This window comes from Burkholderia vietnamiensis LMG 10929 (genome assembly GCF_000959445.1).
Taxonomy (GTDB): Bacteria; Pseudomonadota; Gammaproteobacteria; order Burkholderiales; family Burkholderiaceae; genus Burkholderia; species Burkholderia vietnamiensis.
Map to the genome: position 1 here is coordinate 3107590 of NZ_CP009631.1, position 20710 is coordinate 3128299.

At 67.7% G+C, this 20710-nt stretch carries 22 protein-coding genes; 10 read left to right on the plus strand and 12 right to left on the minus strand.

All coding sequences use genetic code 11. The features are described from left to right. Positions 1-104: 104 nt before the first annotated feature. Positions 105-2645: a DUF6600 domain-containing protein gene (locus AK36_RS23960; protein ID WP_045579501.1), complete on the plus strand. Its 2541-nt coding sequence runs from the start codon at positions 105-107 to the stop codon at positions 2643-2645. Between the two features lie 101 nt (positions 2646-2746). Here AK36_RS23960 and AK36_RS23965 read toward each other — a convergent pair whose 3' ends face one another. Next, the gene (locus AK36_RS23965; protein WP_045579335.1) at positions 2747-3718 is read right to left on the minus strand and encodes a thymidylate synthase; all 972 of its coding nucleotides are present in this window, start codon (positions 3716-3718) and stop codon (positions 2747-2749) included. Between the two features lie 41 nt (positions 3719-3759). Continuing rightward, positions 3760-5166, minus strand: coding sequence for a sigma-54 dependent transcriptional regulator (locus AK36_RS23970; RefSeq protein ID WP_011883881.1), 1407 nt, complete (start codon positions 5164-5166; stop codon positions 3760-3762). Positions 5167-5665: 499 nt separating this feature from the next. Here AK36_RS23970 and AK36_RS23975 point away from each other — a divergent pair, with 499 nt between their 5' ends. Next, complete coding sequence (locus tag AK36_RS23975; RefSeq protein ID WP_011883880.1) at positions 5666-5977, plus strand: hypothetical protein; 312 nt, start codon at positions 5666-5668, stop codon at positions 5975-5977. A gap of 236 nt (positions 5978-6213) precedes the next feature. After that, positions 6214-6714, plus strand: a complete 501-nt coding sequence (locus AK36_RS23980; protein WP_011883878.1) for a dihydrofolate reductase — start codon at positions 6214-6216, stop codon at positions 6712-6714. Between the two features lie 82 nt (positions 6715-6796). On the opposite strand, the gene pmbA is transcribed toward AK36_RS23980, so the two are convergent. Then, positions 6797-8167: a metalloprotease PmbA gene (gene pmbA, locus AK36_RS23985; protein WP_014722694.1), complete on the minus strand. Its 1371-nt coding sequence runs from the start codon at positions 8165-8167 to the stop codon at positions 6797-6799. 128 nt (positions 8168-8295) lie between these two features. Here pmbA and yjgA point away from each other — a divergent pair, with 128 nt between their 5' ends. Beyond that, a complete protein-coding gene (yjgA, locus tag AK36_RS23990) occupies positions 8296-8907 on the plus strand; it encodes a ribosome biogenesis factor YjgA (RefSeq protein WP_276525332.1) in 612 nt (203 codons plus the stop codon). Then, on the plus strand, positions 8891-9499 hold the full coding sequence (gene mog, locus AK36_RS23995; protein WP_080938731.1) for a molybdopterin adenylyltransferase: 609 nt from the start codon (positions 8891-8893) through the stop codon (positions 9497-9499). The genes yjgA and mog overlap by 17 nt, the downstream gene beginning before the upstream one ends. Positions 9500-9524: 25 nt before the next feature. On the opposite strand, the gene orn is transcribed toward mog, so the two are convergent. Beyond that, positions 9525-10127 carry an oligoribonuclease gene (gene orn / locus AK36_RS24000; protein WP_011883871.1) on the minus strand — a complete coding sequence of 201 codons (603 nt, stop codon included), beginning with the start codon at positions 10125-10127 and terminating at the stop codon, positions 9525-9527. 117 nt (positions 10128-10244) lie between these two features. Between orn and AK36_RS24005 the strand changes: the two genes are divergently transcribed. The 3 genes from AK36_RS24005 (at position 10245) to AK36_RS24015 (ending at position 12822) form a co-directional block, all read left to right on the plus strand. Next, a complete protein-coding gene (locus tag AK36_RS24005; protein ID WP_011883870.1) occupies positions 10245-11504 on the plus strand; it encodes a M48 family metallopeptidase in 1260 nt (419 codons plus the stop codon). Further along, complete coding sequence (rsgA, locus tag AK36_RS24010) at positions 11501-12442, plus strand: ribosome small subunit-dependent GTPase A (RefSeq protein WP_045579339.1); 942 nt, start codon at positions 11501-11503, stop codon at positions 12440-12442. The genes AK36_RS24005 and rsgA overlap by 4 nt, the downstream gene beginning before the upstream one ends. 62 nt (positions 12443-12504) lie before the next feature. Beyond that, positions 12505-12822 (plus strand): putative signal transducing protein, encoded by a 318-nt coding sequence (locus tag AK36_RS24015; protein ID WP_011883866.1) that lies wholly within the window; start codon positions 12505-12507, stop codon positions 12820-12822. A 74-nt stretch (positions 12823-12896) separates the two neighbouring features. On the opposite strand, the gene AK36_RS24020 is transcribed toward AK36_RS24015, so the two are convergent. The 6 genes from AK36_RS24020 to rpsP form a co-directional block, all read right to left on the minus strand. Further along, positions 12897-13835, minus strand: coding sequence for a CobD/CbiB family protein (locus AK36_RS24020; protein WP_011883864.1), 939 nt, complete (start codon positions 13833-13835; stop codon positions 12897-12899). A 120-nt stretch (positions 13836-13955) separates the two neighbouring features. Beyond that, positions 13956-14642 (minus strand): CoA pyrophosphatase, encoded by a 687-nt coding sequence (locus tag AK36_RS24025; RefSeq protein ID WP_045579340.1) that lies wholly within the window; start codon positions 14640-14642, stop codon positions 13956-13958. 89 nt (positions 14643-14731) lie between these two features. Next, positions 14732-15124 carry a 50S ribosomal protein L19 gene (gene rplS / locus AK36_RS24030; RefSeq protein ID WP_011883860.1) on the minus strand — a complete coding sequence of 131 codons (393 nt, stop codon included), beginning with the start codon at positions 15122-15124 and terminating at the stop codon, positions 14732-14734. Between the two features lie 133 nt (positions 15125-15257). Beyond that, on the minus strand, positions 15258-16052 hold the full coding sequence (gene trmD / locus AK36_RS24035) for a tRNA (guanosine(37)-N1)-methyltransferase TrmD (RefSeq protein ID WP_011883859.1): 795 nt from the start codon (positions 16050-16052) through the stop codon (positions 15258-15260). Then, entirely contained in the window at positions 16053-16730 is a 678-nt protein-coding gene (gene rimM / locus AK36_RS24040; protein WP_045579341.1) for a ribosome maturation factor RimM, read from the minus strand. Between the two features lie 42 nt (positions 16731-16772). After that, entirely contained in the window at positions 16773-17027 is a 255-nt protein-coding gene (gene rpsP / locus AK36_RS24045; RefSeq protein ID WP_006476550.1) for a 30S ribosomal protein S16, read from the minus strand. Positions 17028-17180: 153 nt separating this feature from the next. Here rpsP and AK36_RS24050 point away from each other — a divergent pair, with 153 nt between their 5' ends. Next, entirely contained in the window at positions 17181-18320 is a 1140-nt protein-coding gene (locus AK36_RS24050; RefSeq protein WP_045579502.1) for a PQQ-dependent sugar dehydrogenase, read from the plus strand. Positions 18321-18430: 110 nt separating this feature from the next. Next, positions 18431-18898, plus strand: a complete 468-nt coding sequence (locus AK36_RS24055; protein WP_011883856.1) for an NINE protein — start codon at positions 18431-18433, stop codon at positions 18896-18898. Between the two features lie 21 nt (positions 18899-18919). On the opposite strand, the gene AK36_RS24060 is transcribed toward AK36_RS24055, so the two are convergent. Together AK36_RS24060 and AK36_RS24065 are read right to left on the minus strand one after the other, a co-directional pair. Beyond that, positions 18920-20092 (minus strand): PA0069 family radical SAM protein, encoded by a 1173-nt coding sequence (locus AK36_RS24060; protein ID WP_041493794.1) that lies wholly within the window; start codon positions 20090-20092, stop codon positions 18920-18922. Between the two features lie 93 nt (positions 20093-20185). After that, positions 20186-20674, minus strand: coding sequence for an Lrp/AsnC ligand binding domain-containing protein (locus AK36_RS24065; RefSeq protein ID WP_011883853.1), 489 nt, complete (start codon positions 20672-20674; stop codon positions 20186-20188). Between the last annotated feature and the right edge of the window lie 36 nt (positions 20675-20710).

Consider the following 20710-nt stretch of genomic DNA (forward strand, 5'->3'; position numbering starts at 1 on the left):
TGCGGTCGGACTTACAAAACACCGAGCACTGAAACAGCCCGAGCGGATATCGTGAGCTGGACGGCACGAATCGACGCGCCGAGACAACGACGATGACGCTCATGATGGACTCCCTGTTCACGCTCAGGCGTACCGCCCGCTGCGCCCTGCTCGCGTTCGCCGCACTGGCGAGCCTGCCCGCCGCGTTTGCGCAATCCACCGCCGCGCCGCCGTATGCGGCCGCCGCGCGGCAAGCGGGCGGCGATCCGCCCGGCCGCGTCGCGCGGCTCGATTATTTGTCCGGCGCCGTGACGACCGAGCCGGCCGGCACCGATACGTGGTCGTATGCGGCCGTGAACCGGCCGCTGACGACCGGCGACCAGCTGTGGAACGACGCCGGCGCGCGCTCGGAGCTGCATATCGGCTCGACGGCGGTGCGTCTCGGCGAATCGACGAGCCTGTCGGTACTGAACCTCGACGACACGACCACGCAGCTGAAAGTCGGGCTCGGCACGGTGTCGACGCACGTGCGCAATCTGCCGCCCGGCGGCTCGTACGAGATCGACACGCCGAACCTCGCATTGGGCATCGCCGGCCCCGGCGACTATCGCGTCGACGTCGCGCCGGACGGTGCGAGCACGACGGTCACCGTGCGCAGCGGCAACGCAACCGTCTACGGCAGCAACGGCCAGTACCCGCTGTCGCCCGGACAGCAGGTCGTGTTCACCGGCACCGACCTGCAGGTCGCCCAGCAAGCGGCCGCGCCGGCGCCGGACCCGCTCGACCAGTGGGCCGCGAGCCGCGACGCGGCCGAGCAACGCTCGGTGTCGGCCCGCTACGTGTCGCGCGACATTCCGGGCTACCAGGATCTCGACGCGAACGGCACGTGGCGCGAAACGCCGAACTACGGTGCGGTATGGGTGCCGAACGACACGCCGGCCGACTGGGCGCCGTATCACGACGGGCACTGGATCTGGCAGGCGCCGTGGGGCTGGACCTGGGTCGACGATGCGCCGTGGGGCTTCGCGCCGTACCACTACGGCCGCTGGGCCTACGTCGACGACAGCTGGGCCTGGGTGCCCGGCCCGATGGTCGTCAGCCAGCCGCCCGCCTATGCGCCGGCGCTCGTCGCGTTCGTGGGCGGCGGCGGCGGGCCCGACTGGAGCGTCGCATTGACGGTCGGCGGCATCGCGGCGGCCGGCTGCGCGTGGTTCGCGCTGGGGCCGGGCGAACCGTGGCATCCCGGCTGGGGCGGCTGGAGCCCGCACTACTACGAGCGCGTGAACCGCAACATCGTCGTGAACAACGTGACGGTCAACAAGACGGTGAACATCACGAACATCAACAAGACCTACGTGAACTTCCGCGCGCCGCATGCGATCACCGCCGTGCCGGCCGCCGCGTTCGTCCACGGTCAGCCGGTCGCGCGCGTCGCACAGCACGTCGACCCGCGGCAATGGCGCAACGCACACGTGATGCCGGGTACGCCGGGCATTGCGCCGGTGCGGCAGAGCTTCACCGGCGGTCTGCGCACGGCCGCCTACCGGCCGCCGGCGGCGCTCGGACAACACCCGTTCGTCGCGACGCGCAATCCGGCCGTGCCGCCCGCCTATCGCGACCAGGCGGCCGCGCAGCTCGCGCGCCAGGGAGCGCGCGTGCCCGGTGCGGGTGCGCCGGTCGTGAAGACCAGCGTGCCGGCCGACTACACGCCGCGGCCGGTCCACGTGCCGGGCAACCCGGCCGGCGGCGCGTGGGCGATGCGCAACGTGCAGCTCGTGAATCCGCACGGGCCGGTCGTGCAGCCCGCGCATGGGGCGACTGCCGGCCAGCCGGCTGCGGGGATGGCACAAGCGGCCCGGCCCGGCGTGCCGACGCCGAACGCACGTATGCCGGGCGCGCCTGAACCGGGCGCACGGAGCGAACCTGCGCCGGGCATGCCCAACGGCGAGCGGACGCCGAACGCAGCAGCGCCGAACGCCGCGCACTTCGCGAACGGCGCCGCGGCCCAAGCGCCCGGCCCCGCTCAGCATCAGGCCGTGGGCGCCGGCAATGGCGTCCCGCATCCGCCGACGGCCGGCAACAGCCCGGCCGCGCACGACGGCGCGCATGCCGCAGCTGCGCCTGCGCCCGTCTGGATGCAGCCGCATACTCCGATGGACCGGCAGCGCCCGAACCCGCCGACGGCGCTGCACGCTGCCGGACAGAACGCGCTGCCGCCGGTCCGCGCTGCAGCGCCGACGCCGCGTCCGCAAACCCCGGCCGGCGCGCAACCGGGCGAGCGGCAGCCCACGCCGCACGAAGCACCGCAGCCCCGCTTCGACACGTCCGCGCAGATGCAGCAGCCGCGTCCGCACGCCGATTTCGCGGCGCCGGCCCAGCATGGGCAACCGCGCGCCGAACGCCCGGCGCCCGCGCCGCAGCCGCGCGCCGACTTCGCGCAGCCCGCGCCGCACCGCGAAGTCGCGCCGCCGCATGTGAGCGAGTACCGGCCGCCGGCGCCCGTCGTGCATGAGATGCCGCGGCCGCAACCGGCGCCGCGCATGGAGCCGCGACCGTCGATGCCCGCGCCGCACGTGGAGCCTCGCCCGCAGCCGGCGCCGCACGTCGAAGCGCCGCATCCGAGCAACCCACCGCCCGCCGCCCACGAGGAGCGACACCGCCAGTAACCGGCGGCGCAGCAAACGAAAAGGCCCGACCGTTCCCGGTCGGGCCTTCGTCATTCCGTCGTGCGCGCCGCGCTACGCGGCGTACGGCCTTGCGTCGCCGCTCAGACCGCCATCGGCGCGCTCAGCGGCTCATGATGCCGATAGCCGACGAGCGAGAAGTCCGACGGCTCGATCAGCTCGAGCCACTCCGGCGCATAGACGCCCGTCTTCGCGTAGTCGGGCACGCGCTCGGCGATCTCGAGCCGCGGGCTGTCGTACGGCTCGCGCGTGAGCTGCTGCTGCAGCATGTCGAGCTGGTTCTCGTAGATGTGCGCGTCGCCGATGAAGTACGTGAACCAGCGCGGCGTATAGCCGGTCAGCCGCCCCACCAGCGACAGCAGCGCGGCGCCTTCGGTCAGGTTGAACGGCGTGCCGAGCCCGACGTCGTTGCTGCGGATGTACAGGCACAGCGAGATCTCGCGCTTCGCGGCGTTCGGCAGGAACTGATACAGCAGATGGCAGGCGGGCAATGCGATCTGGTCGAGCACGGCCGGGTTCCATGCGTGAAACAGGATGCGACGGTCGGACGGGTTCTCGATGATCGTGTCAAGGCACTGGCGCAGCTGGTCGATCGCCTTGTACAGCAACACCTTCGGCGCACCGTCTTCGTCGAACTGCGTGACGACGCGGAAGCCGCGGCGCGTCGCGTCGGCGATCTGCGCGTCGGCGCTCGCGTCCAGCACCTTGTAGCCGGGCCATTGCCGCCATTGCACGCCGTACACGTCGCCGAGATCGTCGACGCCGCGACGGTAAGGATTCGCGAGCCACTGCGCATTGTCGTTCGCGTTCGCGTCCCACACCTTGCAGCCGAGCGCACGGAAATCGGCCGCGCTGCGCGATGCACGCAGGAACCCGACCAGCTCGCCGATCGCCGACTTGAACGCGAGCTTCTTCGTCGTCACGGCCGGAAAGCCTTGCTGCAGGTCGAAGCGCAGCATCGCGCCGGGCATGCTGATGGTACGGATTCCCGTGCGGTTCTCCTGCCAGGTGCCGGTGTCGAGGATGGTGCGAACGAGGTCGAGGTACTGTTTCATGCGGGTTCCTTCGGCCGCGGGGGCGGCCGTACCCGCCAATTTTAGCAAGCGTGGCGAGAAACCTCCGGCAGCGGCGGCGTGAAGCCGCCGAGCGGGTCGCCGCGGTCGCGCATCCCGTGCGCGCACATCAGCCGGTACAGCGTGACGCGCGACACGCCGAGCTCGCGCGCCGCGTCCGCAAAACGGCCGCGGTGACGCAGCAGCGCCTGCTCGATCGCCTGCCGCTCGGCGGCCTCCCGCGCCTCGTTCAGCGACACGGGCGCGAGCACCGCGAACTCGTTCAGCTCGAGATCGGCCGCGGTGATCATCCGCCCCTCCGACATCACGATCGCCCTGCGCACGCGATTGATCAGCTCGCGCACGTTGCCCGGCCACGCGTAGCCGTACAGCGCGGCGATCGCATCCGGCGAGAAGCCGCGCAGCCGGCGGTGCGCATCGCCCTTGAAACGTTCGAGCATGTGACGCGCGAGCAACTCGATGTCCTTGCCGCGCGCGCGCAGCGGCGGCTCCTCGATCTTCAGCACGCACAGACGATGGTAGAGGTCCTCGCGAAAGCGCCCTTCGCGCAACGCCGCTTCCATGTCCACGTGCGTCGCGCAAATCACGCGCACGTCGACCGGCACCGACACGTGCGCGCCGAGCCGCTCGATCTTGCCCTCCTGCAGAAACCGCAACAGGCTCGCCTGACTCTCGAACGGCAGGTCGCCGATCTCGTCGAGGAACAGGGTGCCGCCGTTCGCGGCCTCCACGCGGCCGACCTTGCGCTGGGTCGCACCGGTGAACGCGCCGCGCTCGTAGCCGAACAGTTCGGCCTGCAGCAGCGTCGACGGAATCGCGCCGCAGTTGATCGCGACGAACGGCCCCGGCGCGCGCGTCGAGCGCTCGTGAATTGCCGCGGCAGTCAGCTCCTTGCCGGTGCCCGATTCGCCGGAGATGAACACGGGCGCATCGGTGGTGGCCACACGGCGGATCGTCCTGAACAACCCGAGCATCGCGTCGCAGGTGCCGACCATTTCGCCTTCGGAACGCCCGGCGCCCACCGGCGCCGCCGCCGTTGCCGCCGCGTCCGCCAGCGCGATCATCCCGTGCGCATGGCCGACGGTCTCGACGATACGCGCCGTCTCGTACGGCATCGTCACGTAGTCGAAGCAATAGTCGCGGATCAGATGTCGCAGCGTGGCGTCCTGCAACTGGCCGCGCCGGGTCGCCGCGATCCAGCCGATGTGCTGGATGCTCAGGCACGCCTCGAGCTCGCGCAGCTCGGCGGGCTTGAAGCCCGGCGAGAAATCGAGCAGGCCGGCCGTCGCAACGCCGTGCTGCACGACCCGGCGGACGTCGCGCACCGATTCCGCGAGATCGACGCGCCAGCCGCGTTCGTCGAAATAGCCGCGCAATGCATCGTCCGGCTCGCGCGAGAAATAGATTACGTGCCGCTGCTCGGCTTCCATGTGCTCACCCCGTTCATCAACCGTCTAACGATTGCCGCACACGTCAAGCGACGTGCGAAAAGGATCGAATCGGGGCAGCCGAAGCAGCTCGATTCGCCATGCCGATACGCGACCACGTCGGGCCGCGCATGATGGCGCTTATCTCGCGTCCACTATTTTTCTGATCAACACAGCTTGTTATAGGCGCTGAATACGACAGGTCGGTTGCAGCGCGAAGCGGCGAACGGCCAAATCGCTCGATGGTCGATGCAAGTCAATCCTCTGCATAAAACCGCTACGCGGCGGCCATCCAATGCATCGACACACGCACTGATTTTCATCCGTGAAGCGAGTCGATTGAATCCGCAGTATTCCCGAGCCCCGCCGTTTCACGACTGAAACATTTCCCGGCATTTTCGCGCGCCATTCACGATGCATATCGCTCAATCGCAGGCGCGACAACCGATCGCGTTCGATGGCATGCATTTCGCTGAATCATTACGAAGCGGAGAAGGTGGCCATGCGAACACGTTTTTCATTGCCTTGCGTGCGGCTCGTGATTGCGTTCGCGCTCGCGTGCCCGTTCACATCGGTGTGCGCGCAACAACGCGCGATGCACGAGCGCGCGGTGCCGGCCGGCGACGGCCTGCGGCACGACGGCGCGGGTGGCTTCGAGCTGGTCGCCGCCGTCGAAGCGCGGTCGACCGACGCGCTGTCGGTGACGTTGTGGGACGAACTCGCGCGGCCGACGCCACCGCCCGCTCCGTTGCCGCTGCCCGTCGATACGCAGCACGCGATGGCCGGCGGCACGACGCATCGCACGCATCAATAGCCGGTACACGACCTCGCATGCCGGCCACTCGATGAGCATCCCGTATCGAACGCCCGCTGCAGACCGTGCGACCCGCGTCGCCGTCGCGACGCGCAGCTTTTCTGTGTCCGTCCCCCGGCGGGCACTCTTTTTATTCGACGCGCGGCGGCGCCGATGCGCGTGCATCGGCACGGCGCTGACGGCGCCGCCGTTCCGGTAGAATCGGCGCCATTCCGCTTCACTTCTCCCCGACCTTCATGACGACGTTGACCCTGATCGTCGCGCGTGCCCGCAACGGCATCATCGGCCGCGACAACCAGTTGCCCTGGAAACTTCCCGAAGACCTCGCGTTCTTCAAGCGCACGACGATGGGCGCGCCGATCGTGATGGGCCGCAAGACCCACGAGTCGATCGGCCGCCCGCTGCCGGGCCGTCGCAACATCGTCGTGACGCGCGATCCCGCGCGCCGCTTCGACGGCTGCGACACCGTCACGTCGCTCGCCGACGCGCTCGCGCTCGCGTCGCGCGACGGCGCCGCCGAAGCGTTCCTGATCGGCGGTGCGCAGCTTTATGCGGAAGGCCTGATGCTCGCGGACAAGCTGATCGTCACCGAGATCGATGCGGATTTCGACGGCGACGCGGCGTTCCCGGCGCCCGACCCCGCGCACTGGCGCGAAGTCTCGCGCGACCCGCATCAGGCCGCCGCGCCGAACACGTTCGGCTACGCGTTCGTCGTCTACGCGCGCAAGCGCGACTGACGCGCGGCACACGACAAAAAGCCCGACCGGTGCATGCGCGCCGGTCGGGCTTTTCATTTGGTCGCGGCCGACGCCGCGCCGCTTACTGCCCTGCGATCGTCATCTGCTCGATCAGCACCGAGCCGGTTTCCTTCGTGCCGCGCACGAGCGAATCCGCACCGATCGCGACGATGTGGCGGAACATCTCCTGCAGCGTGCTCGCGACCGTGATTTCCTCGACCGGATACTGGATCACGCCGTTCTCGACCCAGAAGCCGGCCGCGCCGCGCGAATAATCGCCGGTGACGTAGTTCACGCCCTGCCCCATCAGTTCGGTCAGCAGCAGACCGGTGCCGAGCTTCTTGAGCATCGCGTCGAAATCGTCGCCCGGCTGCGTGTTCGAGCTGCGCAGCGCGAGGTTGTGCGAGCCGCCTGCGTTGCCGGTCGTCTGCGTGCCGAGCTTGCGCGCCGAATAGGTCGACAGGAAATACCCCTCGACGACGCCGTCCTTGACGACGCTGCGCGCGCGCGTGCGCACGCCTTCCTCGTCGAACGGCGCGCTGCCCATCGCGCGCGGCACGTGCGGATCCTCGACGACCTGCACGTGCGGCGCGAACACCGGCTTGCCGAGGCTGTCGACCAGGAACGACGTCTTGCGGTACAGCGCGCCGCCGCTCACCGCCTGCACGAAGGCGCCGAGCAGGCCGGCCGCGAGCGGCGCCTCGAACAGCACCGGAACCTTGCGCGTGTCGAGACGGCGCGCGCCCATCCGCGCGAGCGCACGCTCGGCCGCGTAGCGCCCGACGGCTTCGGGCGCCGCGAGATCGACGGCGCTGCGCTTCGACGTGTACCAGTCGTCGCGCTGCATGTGCCGGCCGCTGCCGGCGATCGGCGCGCAGGCGATGTAGTGGCGCGAGTACGGATAGCCGGCGAGGAAGCCGCGCGACGTCGCGAGCACGAACTGCGAATGCTGCGCCGATACGCTCGCGCCTTCCGAGTTGCGGATCTGCGGGCTGACCGCGAACGCGGCGTCTTCCGCGCGGCGCGCGAGCTCGACGGCTTCGTCGGCCGTCAGCGCCCACGGGTGATAGAGATCGAGATCGCGCGGGTCGGTCTCGAGCAGCTCGGCTTCGGCGAGGCCGGCCGCATCGTCCTCGGCCGTGAAGCGCGCGATGTTGTACGCGGCGGCGACCGTGTCCTTGATCGCGGCCGGCGAGAAGTCCGACGTGCTCGCGTTGCCGCGCTTCTTGCCGATGAACACCGTCACGCCGACCATCTTGTCGCGGTTGTGCTCGATCGTCTCGACCTCGCCGCGGCGCACCGACACCGACAGGCCGTCGCCTTCGGAGATTTCGGTCGCGGCGTCGGTCGCGCCGAGAGCCTTCGCATGGCGAAGGATGTCCGAGGCAATTTCTTTGAGCTGGTCCTGCGTGTGCGGGAAATAGCGCGCTTGTACGTCGAGATTGGCTGCCATCGTCGTGATATCCGGTGGCGGGCGACACGCCCGCATGATCAAAATGTTGCGTATCCCGCGATCATAGCAAGGTCCGCGGCCGCGCACCGACAAGCTTGGGGCATGCGCGCCGCGATACAATGCCGCCCATGACACGCAAAACCCGAATCCAGCCGATCGAGCATGCCGACGACGACGTCGACAACGGCTACGATCGCCCCAGCAAATCCCAGTTGAAACGCGAGATGCACGCGCTGCAGGAGCTCGGCCAGGCGCTGGTCGACCTGCCGAAGGACGCGCTCAAGCGGATGCCGATGCCGGAAGCCCTCGCGGACGCCGTGCGCGAGGCGCGCCGGATCACCGATCACGAAGGCAAGCGCCGCCAGCTTCAGTACGTCGGCCGCGTGATGCGCTCGCTGACCGACGACGAAACGGCGGCGCTGCGCACCGCGCTCGACGCGCAGCGCGGCGTCAACAAGGCTGCCACCGCGCGCCTGCACTGGATCGAGCGCACGCGCGAGCAGCTGCTCGTGAACGACGACGCGCTCACCGAATTCCTGCGCCAGCACCCGGAAGCCGACATCCAGGAAGGCCGCACGCTGATCCGCAATGCCCGCAAGGAAGCGCAGCAAGGCAAGCCGCCGCGCTATTTCCGCGAGTTGTTCCAGTGGATCAAGACCGCGAGCGGGTCGGACGACGCCGACGCCGATGCGGACGAAGCGGCCGGCGAAGCCGGAGACGACCATGACGACGAAGCGTAATCACCCGGACGAGCTCGTGGTCGGCCTCGTGTCGATCAGCGACCGCGCGAGCGCGGGCGTCTACGAGGACAAGGGGATTCCGGCGCTGCAGGAATGGCTCGCGGCCGCGCTGCGCTCGCCGTGGCGCGCCGAGACGCGGCTGATCCAGGACGACGCGCCGACGATCTCCGCGACGCTCGCCGAGCTGGTCGACGTCGCCGGCTGCGATCTGGTGCTGACGACCGGCGGCACCGGCCCCGCGCGCCGCGACGTGACGCCGGAAGCCACGCTGACCGTCGCGACGAAGGAAATGCCGGGGTTCGGCGAACAGATGCGGCAGATCAGCCTGAACTTCGTGCCGACTGCGATTCTGTCGCGGCAGGTCGCGGTGATCCGCGAGACCGCCGACCACGCCGCACTGATCATCAATCTGCCCGGTCAGCCGAAGTCGATCCGGGAAACGCTCGAAGGGCTGCGCGATGCCGACGGCAAGTCGACCGTGCCCGGCATCTTTGCGGCGGTGCCCTATTGCATCGACCTGATCGGCGGCCCGTACGTCGAGACCGACGACGCGGTGGTCGCCGCGTTCCGGCCGAAAAGCGCACGGCGCTGAACGCGCGCCGCGTGCGCGGCGCCGTTCAGGCGGCCGATGCGGGCGCGGCCGGAATCAGGAAGTGCTCGCGGTAGTACTTCAGCTCGTCGATCGACTCGTGGATGTCGGCGAGCGCCGTGTGCATCGCACGCTTCTGGAAGCCCTTGTAGATCGCGGGCTGCCAGCGGCGGCACAGCTCCTTGAGCGTGCTGACGTCGAGGTTGCGGTAGTGGAAGAAGCGCTCGAATTCCGGCATCCAGCGCGCCATGAAGCGGCGGTCTTGACAGATCGAGTTACCGCACATCGGCGATTTGCCGGGCGACACGTAGTCGGCCAGAAACGCCTGCAGTTGCGCGGCGGCTTGCGCCTCGGTCACGGTCGACGCGCGCACGCGATCGATCAGCCCCGAACGGCCATGCGTGGACTTGTTCCAGTCGTCCATCTTCGCGAGCGTTTCGTCGCTCTGGTGGATCGCGAACACGGGCCCTTCCACCGCGATGTCGAGCGTGGAATTGGTCACGACGACGGCGATCTCGATGATGCGGTCGTTATCCGGATCGAGGCCGGTCATCTCCATGTCGAGCCAGACGAGGTTCAGTTCGTTGCGCACGAGCGCGGGCTGGCTGGCGGAAGCGGCGATATCGGTCATGAGTCATCCTGGCAAATGGCGGACGGCGCATGGCGCCGCCCGGGCGGCCGGCATCGCGTGAGCGGCCCCGGTCCGCAAGAACATATAATTCTCGCATAGAACCCTTTGGCGCCTTCGATGTCACCCTTTTCGTTCACCCTGCTGTTCGCGATCGCCGTGCTCGCGATGGTCGTCACCAAGCTGTGGCTCGCGTCGCGGCAGATCCGCTTCGTCGCCGCGCACCGCAACGGCGTACCCGTGCAATTCAGCGCGACCATCGCGCTGAGCGCCCACCAGCGTGCGGCCGATTACACGGTCGAGCGCACGCGGCTCGCGATGGCCGAGATCGTCGTCAGCGCGGCCGTGCTGGTCGGGCTGACGCTGCTCGGCGGCGTCGGCGCGCTCGACACGCTGCTGACCGGCTGGTTCGGTCGCGGCTACGGCCAGCAGGTCGCGCTCGTCGCCGCGGTGCTCGCGATCACGAGCGTCATCGACGTGCCGTTCGAGTACTACCGCCAGTTCGGCATCGAGCAGCGCTTCGGCTTCAACCGGATGACGCGGCGCCTGTTCTTCACCGACATGCTGAAAAACACGCTGCTCGGCGCCGTGCTCGGCCTGCCGCTGCTGTTCGTCGTGCTGTGGCTGATGAACCAGGCCGGCAGCCTGTGGTGGCTGTGGACCTGGGTCGTCTGGGTCGCGTTCCAGATGCTCGTGCTGCTGATCTACCCGACCTTCATCGCGCCGCTCTTCAACAAGTTCGAACCGCTGAAGGACGACGCGCTGCGCACCCGCATCGAAGCGCTGATGAAGCGTTGCGGCTTCGCGGCCAAGGGGCTGTTCGTGATGGACGGCAGCCGCCGCTCGGCGCACGGCAATGCGTACTTCACCGGCTTCGGCGCCTCGAAGCGGATCGTGTTCTTCGACACGCTGCTCGCGCGGCTGTCCGGACAGGAAATCGAAGCGGTGCTGGCGCACGAGCTCGGCCACTTCAAGCGTCGCCACGTGATGAAGCGCATGCTCGTGTCGTTCGTGCTGAGCCTCGTGCTGCTCGCCCTGCTCGGCTGGCTCGCGCAGCGCGCGTGGTTCTATACGGGGCTCGGCGTCACGCCGTCGCTCGACTCGAGCAACGCAGGCGCCGCGCTCGTGCTGTTCTTCCTCGCGATTCCGGTGTTCCTGTTCTTCGCGACGCCGTTCAGCAGCCTCACGTCGCGCAAGCACGAGTTCGAAGCCGACGCGTTCGCGGCGAGCCAGACCGACGCGCAGGATCTCGTCAGCGCGCTCGTGAAGCTCTACGAGGACAATGCGTCGACGCTGACGCCCGACCCCGTCTACACGGCCTTCTATTATTCGCATCCGCCGGCTTCGCAGCGGATCGATCGCCTGATGCGACACGCATGAGCCGACCGACTTCCCGCAAGCCCGCCGCGCGCGCGTCCGGCGCAGCGCGCGTCGAAGGCCGCGTGATCGCCGCACACGGGCGCCATTACATCGTCGCCCCCGACGACGGCGGCCCGATGCTCCAGTGTTTCCCGCGCGGCAAGAAGAGCGAGATCGCGGTCGGCGACCGCGTCGTGTACGAGCATGCGTCGGCCGATCAGGGCGTGATCGTCGAGATCGGCGAGCGGCGCAACCTGCTGTACCGCTCCGACCAGTTCAAGTCGAAGCTGTTCGCCGCGAACCTCGACCAGTTGCTGATCGTGCTCGCGACCGAACCGTACTTCAGCGAGGACTTGCTCGGCCGCGCGCTGATCGCGGCCGAAGCGAACGAACTGAAGCCGCTCGTCGTGCTGAACAAGATCGACGTCGAGGCGGCGCTGCCGGTCGCGCGCGAGCGCCTCGCGCCCTATCGCGCGCTCGGCTACGACGTGCTCGAGCTGTCGGTCAAGGGCGCGCCCGACGAGGCGCGCGCGCAGCTGATGCCGCACCTGGCCGGACATTCGACGATCCTGCTCGGCCAGTCGGGGATGGGCAAGTCGACGCTGGTGAACCTGCTCGTGCCGGATGCCGAAGCCGCGACGCGCGAGATCTCGGCGGCGCTGAACAGCGGTCGCCACACGACGACGTTCACGCGCCTCTATCCGCTCGACGGCGGCGGCGCGCTGATCGACTCGCCCGGTTTCCAGGAATTCGGCCTGTACCATCTGACCGAAGGGCGCCTCGAGCGCGCGTTCCCGGAATTCCGGCCGTTGCTCGGCGATTGCCGTTTCTATAATTGTCATCATCTGCACGAGCCCGGATGCGCGATTCTCGCCGCGGTGTCCGACGGCCACATTGCTCCGTCGCGCCATGCGCTGTACGCGCAGCTGGTGCACGAGGCAAGCCAGATCGTCCGCTGACGTCGCGGCGGACGGGAAGACGTCCGGCCCGGAAAGGCCGGCCTTTACCGACAGGAGCCGCGATGCGTTTCAAGGCCCCCGATCTCGCGACCGCGCAGCACTGGGCCAACGTGCTGCAGGCAGCCGGCATCGGCTGCGAACTGCACAACCGCTATGCGACCGGCGCGCTGGGCGGCTTGCCCGCCGACGCGTGCGCGCCCGAGCTGTGGCTCGACGACGAACGCGACGACGCGCTCGCGCGGCGGCTGCTCGACGCGGCCGCCGATGGCCCGCCCGCCGACGCCGCGCCGTGGCGTTGCCGCCAATGCGGCGAAACGCTCGGCGCGCAGTTCACCGCGTGCTGGCAATGCGGCGCCGCCCGCGATCCGCTCGCCGACTGAACGCACCGCACCGCGCCACAGCGAAAAAGCCGGCATCGAGCCGGCCTTGGTTCATCGCGCAGCGGGGATTACTGTCACGAAACCCACACGGCCAGCGTCAGCATCAGCAGCAGGATCATCCACAGGATCACCGCGCGCCACACGAGGCCGACCGCCGATTGCAACGTGCGCGGCGTGCAGTCGTCGCCGACCGTCACCGGACCGCTGTCGCCGACCGCGAGCGCGTCGAGGCTCGACGGCTCCGCGAGCGGCCCGGCCAGACGCGCGCCCAGCGCGCCGCTGCCGGCGGCGAGCAGGACGCCGTCGTTCGCATCGGGCCACTGGCGCGTGTGATTGCGCCACGCGTAGATCGCATCCTCGAAGTTGCCGACGATCGCGAAGCCGAGCGCGGTCAGCCGCGACGGAATCCAGTCGATCACGAAGAACGCGCGTTGCGCGAAGGTCGAGAACGCAGCCGTGCGTTCGTCGCCCGGCGTCGACCAGCTGCGCGCGAGATATTCGGAGATCCGGTACAGCACGGCGCCCGCGGGACCGAGCGGCAGCACGTACCAGAAGAACACGCCGAACACGTGCCGATGCGATGCAACGACCGCATGGATCAGCGTGTGCCGGACGATTTCGCTGACCGGCATGTCGACCGTATCGAGGCCCGTCCACTCGTGCAGGATCTCACGCGCGCGCGGCACGTCATCGTTGTTGAGCGCGAGATGGATGTCGGTGAAGTAATGGCTGAACTGGCGAAAGCCGAGCGTGAAATAGACGACGGCGACGTTCCAGATGAAGGCGAGCACGAAGCTCACCTTGTACAACAGGAAGTAGACCAGCGCGACGATCAGCACCCACGGCAGCACGACTGCGAGCCATGCGAGCACGCCGTGTTTCTGCTTGCCGGCGTCGAGGCCATGTGCGACGGTTTCCGCATGAAACTGGAACAGCGCGAACACCGGATTGCTCGGCGACAACGCGCGTACCTGTTCGATGATGAGAGCGAGGAGAACCGAAAAGAAAGTCATGCGTGCGCCGTCTTCGGAGTTATGTCACTTTTTTGCATAACGATAGCACAGCGTAAGCTGCAGCATGCTGTCGGCGCGGGCTCGCGACGGCGGTGCACGGGCGCGCGGCTAGGCGCGACGCTAGCCGGCGGCCAAGAAGCGGTACAGATTGCGCAACATGCCGGCAGTTGCGCCCCAGATGAAGTAATGCCCGGCCGCTTCGACGCTCGGATAAGGCATCGCAAAAAAACGACGCTCGCCGCCTTCCCATCGGAACACGCGCACCTGGTGGTTCGCGGGGCTCATCAGGAACGCCAGCGGCACCTCGAAGATCTCGGCGACCTCGAGCGTGTCGGCCTGCACGGTAAACGGCGGATGCACGAGCCCGACAATGGGCGTCACGCAGAAGCCGGTGCCGGTCAGGTAGTCGGGCAGCGCACCGAGGATCTCGACCGGCTCGGCGGCCAGCCCGATTTCTTCGTTGGCCTCGCGCAATGCAGTGGCGACCGCATCGCGGTCGTACGGCTCGCGACGCCCGCCGGGAAAGCTGATCTGTCCGGCATGATCGTTCAGGTGATCGGCACGCTGGGTCAGCAGCACGGTGAGGCCGGTTTCGCGCGCCACGAGCGGCACGAGGACGGCGGCGCTACGCGGGTCGACGCCTTCCTGCAGCCGCGCCTCGCCCGGCTCGACGCTCCATTCGAGCGTACGCGCGAATCGTTCGCGCAGGCCGGACGGCGTCAGCAACCGTGAATCGATGGACGGCAAGCCGGCGCCGGTGCCTTCGACCGGCAGCACTTCGGGATCAATGATGGGGCGGCGATTCAATGGGACTCTCGGGTTCGCGTGTCGTATCGAGCATATTGTCGCGCCAGAATGAAAAAAGCACCCGGTTGGGTGCTTTTTCCTTACAGCTCTTACTCTTGGGAAGCGGCTGCCGTGCGATCCTTCGACACCAGCTTTTCCTTGATTCGAGCCGACTTGCCCGAACGCTCGCGCAGGTAGTACAGCTTCGCACGACGCACATCACCGCGACGCTTCACGACGATGCTCGCCAGCAGCGGCGAGTAGGTCTGGAACGTACGCTCGACGCCTTCGCCCGACGAGATCTTGCGGACGATGAAGTTCGAGTTCAGGCCGCGGTTGCGAATCGCGATCACGACGCCTTCGTAAGCCTGAACGCGCTTGCGGTTACCTTCAACCACGTTCACGTTCACGATCACCGTGTCGCCCGGGGCGAATTCGGGGATCGTCTTGCCGGCGAGCGCGCGCTCGATCTCTTCCTGCTCAAGTTTTGCAATCAGATTCATCACTGACTCCTAAAGCCATCTTGTCGGCGTTTGCGCCCGCCTGCTTCCAGGCCTGGCCCCGATAGAGGATGGATTCACATCAGGTGCCGCGCACGCATGCCCGGCACCGCCATTTCCCGCCCGCGAAACCGCCTCAGGAGGCGTTTTTCGCTTCGCGTGCGAGGTTCGCAAGCCACGCCTCGTCGGCGCGGCTCAGCAACTTCTCGCGGCGCGCCCGGACGATCAGGTCCGGCCGCTTCCGCAACGTGTTTCTCAATGCTTCCTGGCGCCGCCACTTCTCGATCTCGGCATGATGCCCGCCGAGCAGCACGTCCGGCACGCGCATCCCCTCGTATTCCTCGGGGCGCGTGTAATGCGGACAATCGAGCAAGCCGTCGACGAAGCTGTCCTGCACGGCCGACTGCGCATCGTTCAGCACGCCGGGCAGCAGACGCACGACCGCATCCATCATCGCCATCGCCGGCAACTCGCCGCCGGACAGCACGAAATCGCCGAGACTGATCTCCTCGTCCACACATCGGTCGAGCAGACGCTGATCGATCGCCTCGTAACGGCCGCACAGCACGACGACGCCCGGCTCCTGCGCCATGCGCACCGCACGTTCGTGCGTGAAAGGCGCGCCCTGCGGCGACATCATCACCACGCGCGTGCTCGCGATGCCCTGCTCCGCCTGCGCCGCCTTCGCGGCGCCGATCGCAGCCTCGAGCGGCTTTGCGAGCATCACCATGCCCGGACCGCCGCCGTACGGACGATCGTCGATCGTGCGGTAGTTGTCCGTCGTGAAATCACGCGGATTCCAGGTGCGCAGCCCGAAGCGCTCCTGCTTCACGGCCCGGCTGGTGATACCCCAGTCGGTCAGCGCACGGAACATCTCGGGAAAGAGCGTGACGACATCGAACTGCACCGCGCGCTCCGTAGCCTGGTTCATTTAGTAATCGGCTTCCCAGTCGACGACGATGCGACGGGCCGCCTGATCCACCGTTTTGACATATACGCCGACGAACGGAATCAGCCGCTCGTCGGTGGCCGGCGCACCATCCTTGCCGATCGTCGGATACTCGACGCGCAGAATCGAATGCACGCCGTTGTCGATCATTCCGCTGACCTTCCCGAGTGACACCGATTGCTCGTTGACCACCTCGAGGCCGATCAGGTCGACCCAATAGAATTCGTCCGCGGCCAACGCCGGGAAATCTTCCCGGCGCACGAACACGCGAAAGCCGCGCATAGCCAGCGCGGCATCGCGGTCGTCGACACCCGCGGGTTGCGCGACGACCGTGTCGCCGTGCGTCTTCGACTGCAGAATGCGGACGGACAACCGCTCTCCGCCGCGTTCGAGCCACCAGCGACGCGCGCTGAGCAGCGCATCGCCGCCGCGACCGGCGTCGGCATGCGCCGCCACCTTGATCCAGCCTTTCAGGCCGTACGCGTCGACCACGGCGCCGACCTCGACTGCATCGTCGGGCCAGTCCTGCGCCGCTTCGAGGCTACCTTGCTCGGCAGCCGCACCGGTGCTCGCGGCAGCGCCGCGCTCGACCGGCTTGCGGACGAATGCGCCAAACGACGCTCGCCCGCGCCTTGCATTACCGGAATCGCGACCGGACATCAATGCTCCTTGCAGCCGGTACGACCGGTACGCCGCGCCATGTTAGGCAGCCGGCTGCGCCTTTTGCGCTTCCTTCACGAGACGCTGGACGGTCGGCGACAGTTGCGCGCCAACACCTTGCCAGTACGTCAGACGATCCTGAGCGATACGCAGCGATTCGCCCTTCGTGGCGACCGGGTTGTAGAAGCCGACGCGCTCGATGAAGCGACCGTCACGACGGTTGCGCGAATCGGTAGCGACGATGTTGTAGAACGGGCGCTTCTTCGAGCCGCCACGAGCCAGACGGATGATAACCATATGAAATCCTTCGGGAAAACCGGGTTCGAAACTACTGAAACGTGCGATTATAGCCGGAAACCAACGCCACAACAAACACTTACGCGCAAAAATTCGACGGACGCGTTGTGGGGCCGGCATACAATCGTCGTGTCCGTGACGCCGCCCGATGCCATGCCGCCCCTTCGCGCCATCCCGGCACACCGCACGCAGCCCCATCTCGCCGGCTTGCTGGCCGGTCTCGTGCTGTGCGTCGCGTCTGCGACGGCCTGCGCCGCGCCGCCGGTGCGCGAACTGGTCGCGCCGCCCGGTTTTCGCGTCGAGCTGCTGACCGACGCGGTCCCGGCCGCCCGCGAAATGGCGTGGTCGCCGCGCGGCATTCTATATGTCGGTACGCGGGAAGGCCGCGTGCATGCATTCGTGATGCGCGACGGCCGGATCGTCGCCCGCCACGTGGTCGCCACCGGCCTCGACATGCCGGTGGGCGTCGCCTATCGGGACGGCACGCTGTTCATCTCCGCTGTGTCGCGCATCCTGCGCATCGAACACATCGACGACCGCCTCGCCGCGCCACCCGCGCCGGCGGTCGTGACCGACGCACTGCCGACCGATCACCATCACGGCTGGAAATTCATCGCGTTCGGGCCCGACGGCAAGCTCTACGTGCCGGTCGGCGCGCCGTGCAACGTGTGCGCCGCCGATCGCAACCGATACGCGCTCATCGCCCGCATGAACGCCGACGGCAGCGGCCGCGAGGTATTTGCGCGCGGCGTGCGCAATACGGTCGGCTTCGCGTGGCATCCCGATTCGGGCGACCTGTGGTTCACCGACAACGGCCGCGACCTGATGGGCGACGACCTGCCGGACGATGAACTGAATCGTGCGCCCCGCGCAGGCCTCGACTTCGGTTTTCCATACTGCCACGGCGGCGACACCCCCGACCCCGAATTCGGCGGCCCCGACGTGTGCCGCCGCTACGTGCCGCCGGTGCTGAAACTCGGCGCGCATGTCGCGGCGCTCGGGATGCGCTTCTACACGGGGCCGATGTTTCCCGCGTCGTACCGCAACAACATCTTCATTGCCGAACACGGTTCGTGGAATCGCAGCACGAAGGCCGGCTACCGCGTGATGCGCGTGGTGGTGTCGGCCGACGACAGCCACGCGCGTCAGACTCCGTTCGTCACCGGCTGGCTGCGCGCGGACGGCTCCGTATGGGGACGCCCGACCGATGTGCTGCCGCTGCCCGACGGCTCGCTGCTCATCAGCGACGATTACGCGGGCGCCATCTACCGCGTCACCTATGCGGCACCTTGACGCAGGCAACCAGTGACCGCACCCGATCGCGCATCGTAGAATGCGTGCCGGGCCGCGCGCCCAGGCCGGTACGCCGGCCACCGATCCCCACGATAATTCCGCCGCCGCCCATGTCCAGCAGCACCGCCCCGTCCCGCCGCTTTCGCTCGAAGACGCTCACCGCCGCCCTCGCGTTCCTGTTCGGCTCGCTCGGCGCGCACCGCTTCTATCTGTACGGCTTTCGCGACGTGTACGGCTGGGCGCATCTGCTCGCGACGATCATCGGAATCCCGGGGTTCATGCTGCTCGCCGCGACTCAGCGCAGCGCGGGCCTCGGCTGGTGGCTCGCCGTGCCCGGCGCGATCTCGCTGCTGGCCGCGTTTCTCGCCGCGCTGGTATACGGCTTGCGCCCCGACGAAAAGTGGGACGCGCAATTCAATGCCGATACGGGCAAGCACAGCCGCTCCGGCTGGACGGTGATCTTCGTCGTGATCTTCTCGCTGCTGATCGGCGCGTTCCTGCTGATGACCGCACTCGCCCTGTCGTTCCAGACGTACTTCGAGTCGCAAGTCGAAGCCGCCAAGCAGATTTCGCAATAAGCGCCGCCGCGCGCGTTCAGTTCAGAACAGATTCAGCTGCGTATCGTCGCGCGGCTTCGCGCGGCTCGCCGCCGCCAGCTGCGCGCTCACGCGCGCGGGCGCCGCAGCGCGAAACCGCGACATGTCGAGAACGCCGTTCCCGCGCTCATTCAGCCCGAGCCGCTTGACGGCCTGGCGGAAGCGCTGACGCAACAGATCGGCCCAGATACCCTCGCCCTTCATCCGCTTCGAGAAATCCGAGTCGTACTCCTTCCCGCCGCGCATGTCGCGCACGCGATTCATCACGCGCTCGGCGCGGTCCGGGAAATGCGCGGCCAGCCAGTTCTTGAACAACGGCGCGACTTCCCACGGCAGCCGCAGCACAATGTAGCTCGCATGTGTCGCGCCGGCATCCGCACAGGCCTCGAGGACGCGTTCCATGTCGGGCTCGGTGACGAACGGAATCATCGGTGCAATGCTGACGCCCACCGGCACCCCGGCGTCGCGCAACGCGCGAATCGTGCGCAGGCGGCGCGCCGGCGTCGCCGCCCGCGGCTCGAGCGTGCGCGCGAGATCGGCGTCGAGCGTCGTGATGGTGACTGCGGCCATGACCTGACCGCGCTCGGCCATTGGCCCGAGCAGATCGAGATCGCGCTCGATCAGCGACGACTTCGTGATCGCGGCAAACGGCAGCCCGTGATCGTGCATCACCTCGATCACGCTGCGCGTGATGCGCAGATCGCGTTCGACCGGCTGATACGCATCGGTGTTGACGCCGAGCGCGATCGGCTCGGGCACAAAACGCTTGCGCGCGATCTCGCGCTCGAGCAATTCGGCGGCATTGACCTTCGCGTAGATGCGGCTCTCGAAATCGAGACCGGGCGACAGGCCGAGATAGCTATGCGTGGGCCGCGCGAAGCAGTAGATGCAGCCGTGCTCGCAGCCGCGATACGGATTGAGCGACACGCTGAACGGAATGTCCGGCGACTGATTGCGCGTGAGGATGCTCTTGGCCCGCTCCTCGAACACCTGCGTGCGCAACGGCGCGGGGAGATCGGCATCGTCCGCTTCGTGCGTCCAGCCATCGTCCACCGCCTCGCGCAGCGCCGTCTCGTACCGCCCTTGCAGGTTGTCGACCGCGCCGCGCCCCTTGCGGGGCACGGGCGGCGCGATCGGAAATTCGTTGTCGGATCGACCGTCCATGCGCTCACCCATTCGCCTTCACCCAATACTGTACATTTATACAGTATTGGGTGAAGCATGCCAAGGAGGAGCCGAACGGAACCGACTACGCCGGCGCGGCCGCGGTCATTCGCCGACCGGAATCGTCATCGTCTCCTTGATCTCCTCCATCACGACATAGCTCTTCGACTGCACGGCGCCGGGCAGTTGCAGCAGGATGTCGCCGAGCAGCTTGCGATAGTCGGCCATCTCGCCGATGCGCGCCTTGATCAGGTAATCGAAGTCGCCCGACACGAGATGGCACTCGAGCACCTCGTCGATCTTCATCACTTCGCGGCGGAACTGCTCGAACATGTTGCCGCCCTTGTGGCCGAGCGTGATCTCGACGAACACCAGCAGCGCCGCGCCGAGCTGGCTCGGATCGACGCGCGCGTGATAACCGGTGATGACGCCGTCGCGCTCCATGCGCCGCACGCGCTCGATGCACGGCGTCACGGTCAGTCCGACCTGCTCCGCGAGGTCCTTCATCGCCATCCGGCCGTCGTTCTGGAGCAGTTTGAGGATGCGCCGGTCGAGCTTGTCGAGCGTGCGTACCGGCTGACGTTGCGTTCTCATGTGTTTGTGCTGAAAATCTGAAAAATACAATAACAA

Excerpts from the sequence above, each read along its gene's own strand:
- AK36_RS23960 (WP_045579501.1), top strand. The coding sequence starts at position 105 with ATGGACTCCCTGTTCACGCTCAGGCGTACCGCCCGCTGCGCCCTGCTC.
- AK36_RS23965 (WP_045579335.1), bottom strand. The coding sequence starts at position 3,718 with ATGAAACAGTACCTCGACCTCGTTCGCACCATCCTCGACACCGGCACC.
- AK36_RS23970 (WP_011883881.1), bottom strand. The coding sequence starts at position 5,166 with ATGGAAGCCGAGCAGCGGCACGTAATCTATTTCTCGCGCGAGCCGGAC.
- AK36_RS23975 (WP_011883880.1), top strand. The coding sequence starts at position 5,666 with ATGCGAACACGTTTTTCATTGCCTTGCGTGCGGCTCGTGATTGCGTTC.
- AK36_RS23980 (WP_011883878.1), top strand. The coding sequence starts at position 6,214 with ATGACGACGTTGACCCTGATCGTCGCGCGTGCCCGCAACGGCATCATC.
- pmbA (WP_014722694.1), bottom strand. The coding sequence starts at position 8,167 with ATGGCAGCCAATCTCGACGTACAAGCGCGCTATTTCCCGCACACGCAG.
- yjgA (WP_276525332.1), top strand. The coding sequence starts at position 8,296 with ATGACACGCAAAACCCGAATCCAGCCGATCGAGCATGCCGACGACGAC.
- mog (WP_080938731.1), top strand. The coding sequence starts at position 8,891 with ATGACGACGAAGCGTAATCACCCGGACGAGCTCGTGGTCGGCCTCGTG.
- orn (WP_011883871.1), bottom strand. The coding sequence starts at position 10,127 with ATGACCGATATCGCCGCTTCCGCCAGCCAGCCCGCGCTCGTGCGCAAC.
- AK36_RS24005 (WP_011883870.1), top strand. The coding sequence starts at position 10,245 with ATGTCACCCTTTTCGTTCACCCTGCTGTTCGCGATCGCCGTGCTCGCG.
- rsgA (WP_045579339.1), top strand. The coding sequence starts at position 11,501 with ATGAGCCGACCGACTTCCCGCAAGCCCGCCGCGCGCGCGTCCGGCGCA.
- AK36_RS24015 (WP_011883866.1), top strand. The coding sequence starts at position 12,505 with ATGCGTTTCAAGGCCCCCGATCTCGCGACCGCGCAGCACTGGGCCAAC.
- AK36_RS24020 (WP_011883864.1), bottom strand. The coding sequence starts at position 13,835 with ATGACTTTCTTTTCGGTTCTCCTCGCTCTCATCATCGAACAGGTACGC.
- rplS (WP_011883860.1), bottom strand. The coding sequence starts at position 15,124 with ATGAATCTGATTGCAAAACTTGAGCAGGAAGAGATCGAGCGCGCGCTC.
- trmD (WP_011883859.1), bottom strand. The coding sequence starts at position 16,052 with ATGAACCAGGCTACGGAGCGCGCGGTGCAGTTCGATGTCGTCACGCTC.
- rimM (WP_045579341.1), bottom strand. The coding sequence starts at position 16,730 with ATGTCCGGTCGCGATTCCGGTAATGCAAGGCGCGGGCGAGCGTCGTTT.
- rpsP (WP_006476550.1), bottom strand. The coding sequence starts at position 17,027 with ATGGTTATCATCCGTCTGGCTCGTGGCGGCTCGAAGAAGCGCCCGTTC.
- AK36_RS24050 (WP_045579502.1), top strand. The coding sequence starts at position 17,181 with ATGCCGCCCCTTCGCGCCATCCCGGCACACCGCACGCAGCCCCATCTC.
- AK36_RS24055 (WP_011883856.1), top strand. The coding sequence starts at position 18,431 with ATGTCCAGCAGCACCGCCCCGTCCCGCCGCTTTCGCTCGAAGACGCTC.
- AK36_RS24060 (WP_041493794.1), bottom strand. The coding sequence starts at position 20,092 with ATGGGTGAGCGCATGGACGGTCGATCCGACAACGAATTTCCGATCGCG.
- AK36_RS24065 (WP_011883853.1), bottom strand. The coding sequence starts at position 20,674 with ATGAGAACGCAACGTCAGCCGGTACGCACGCTCGACAAGCTCGACCGG.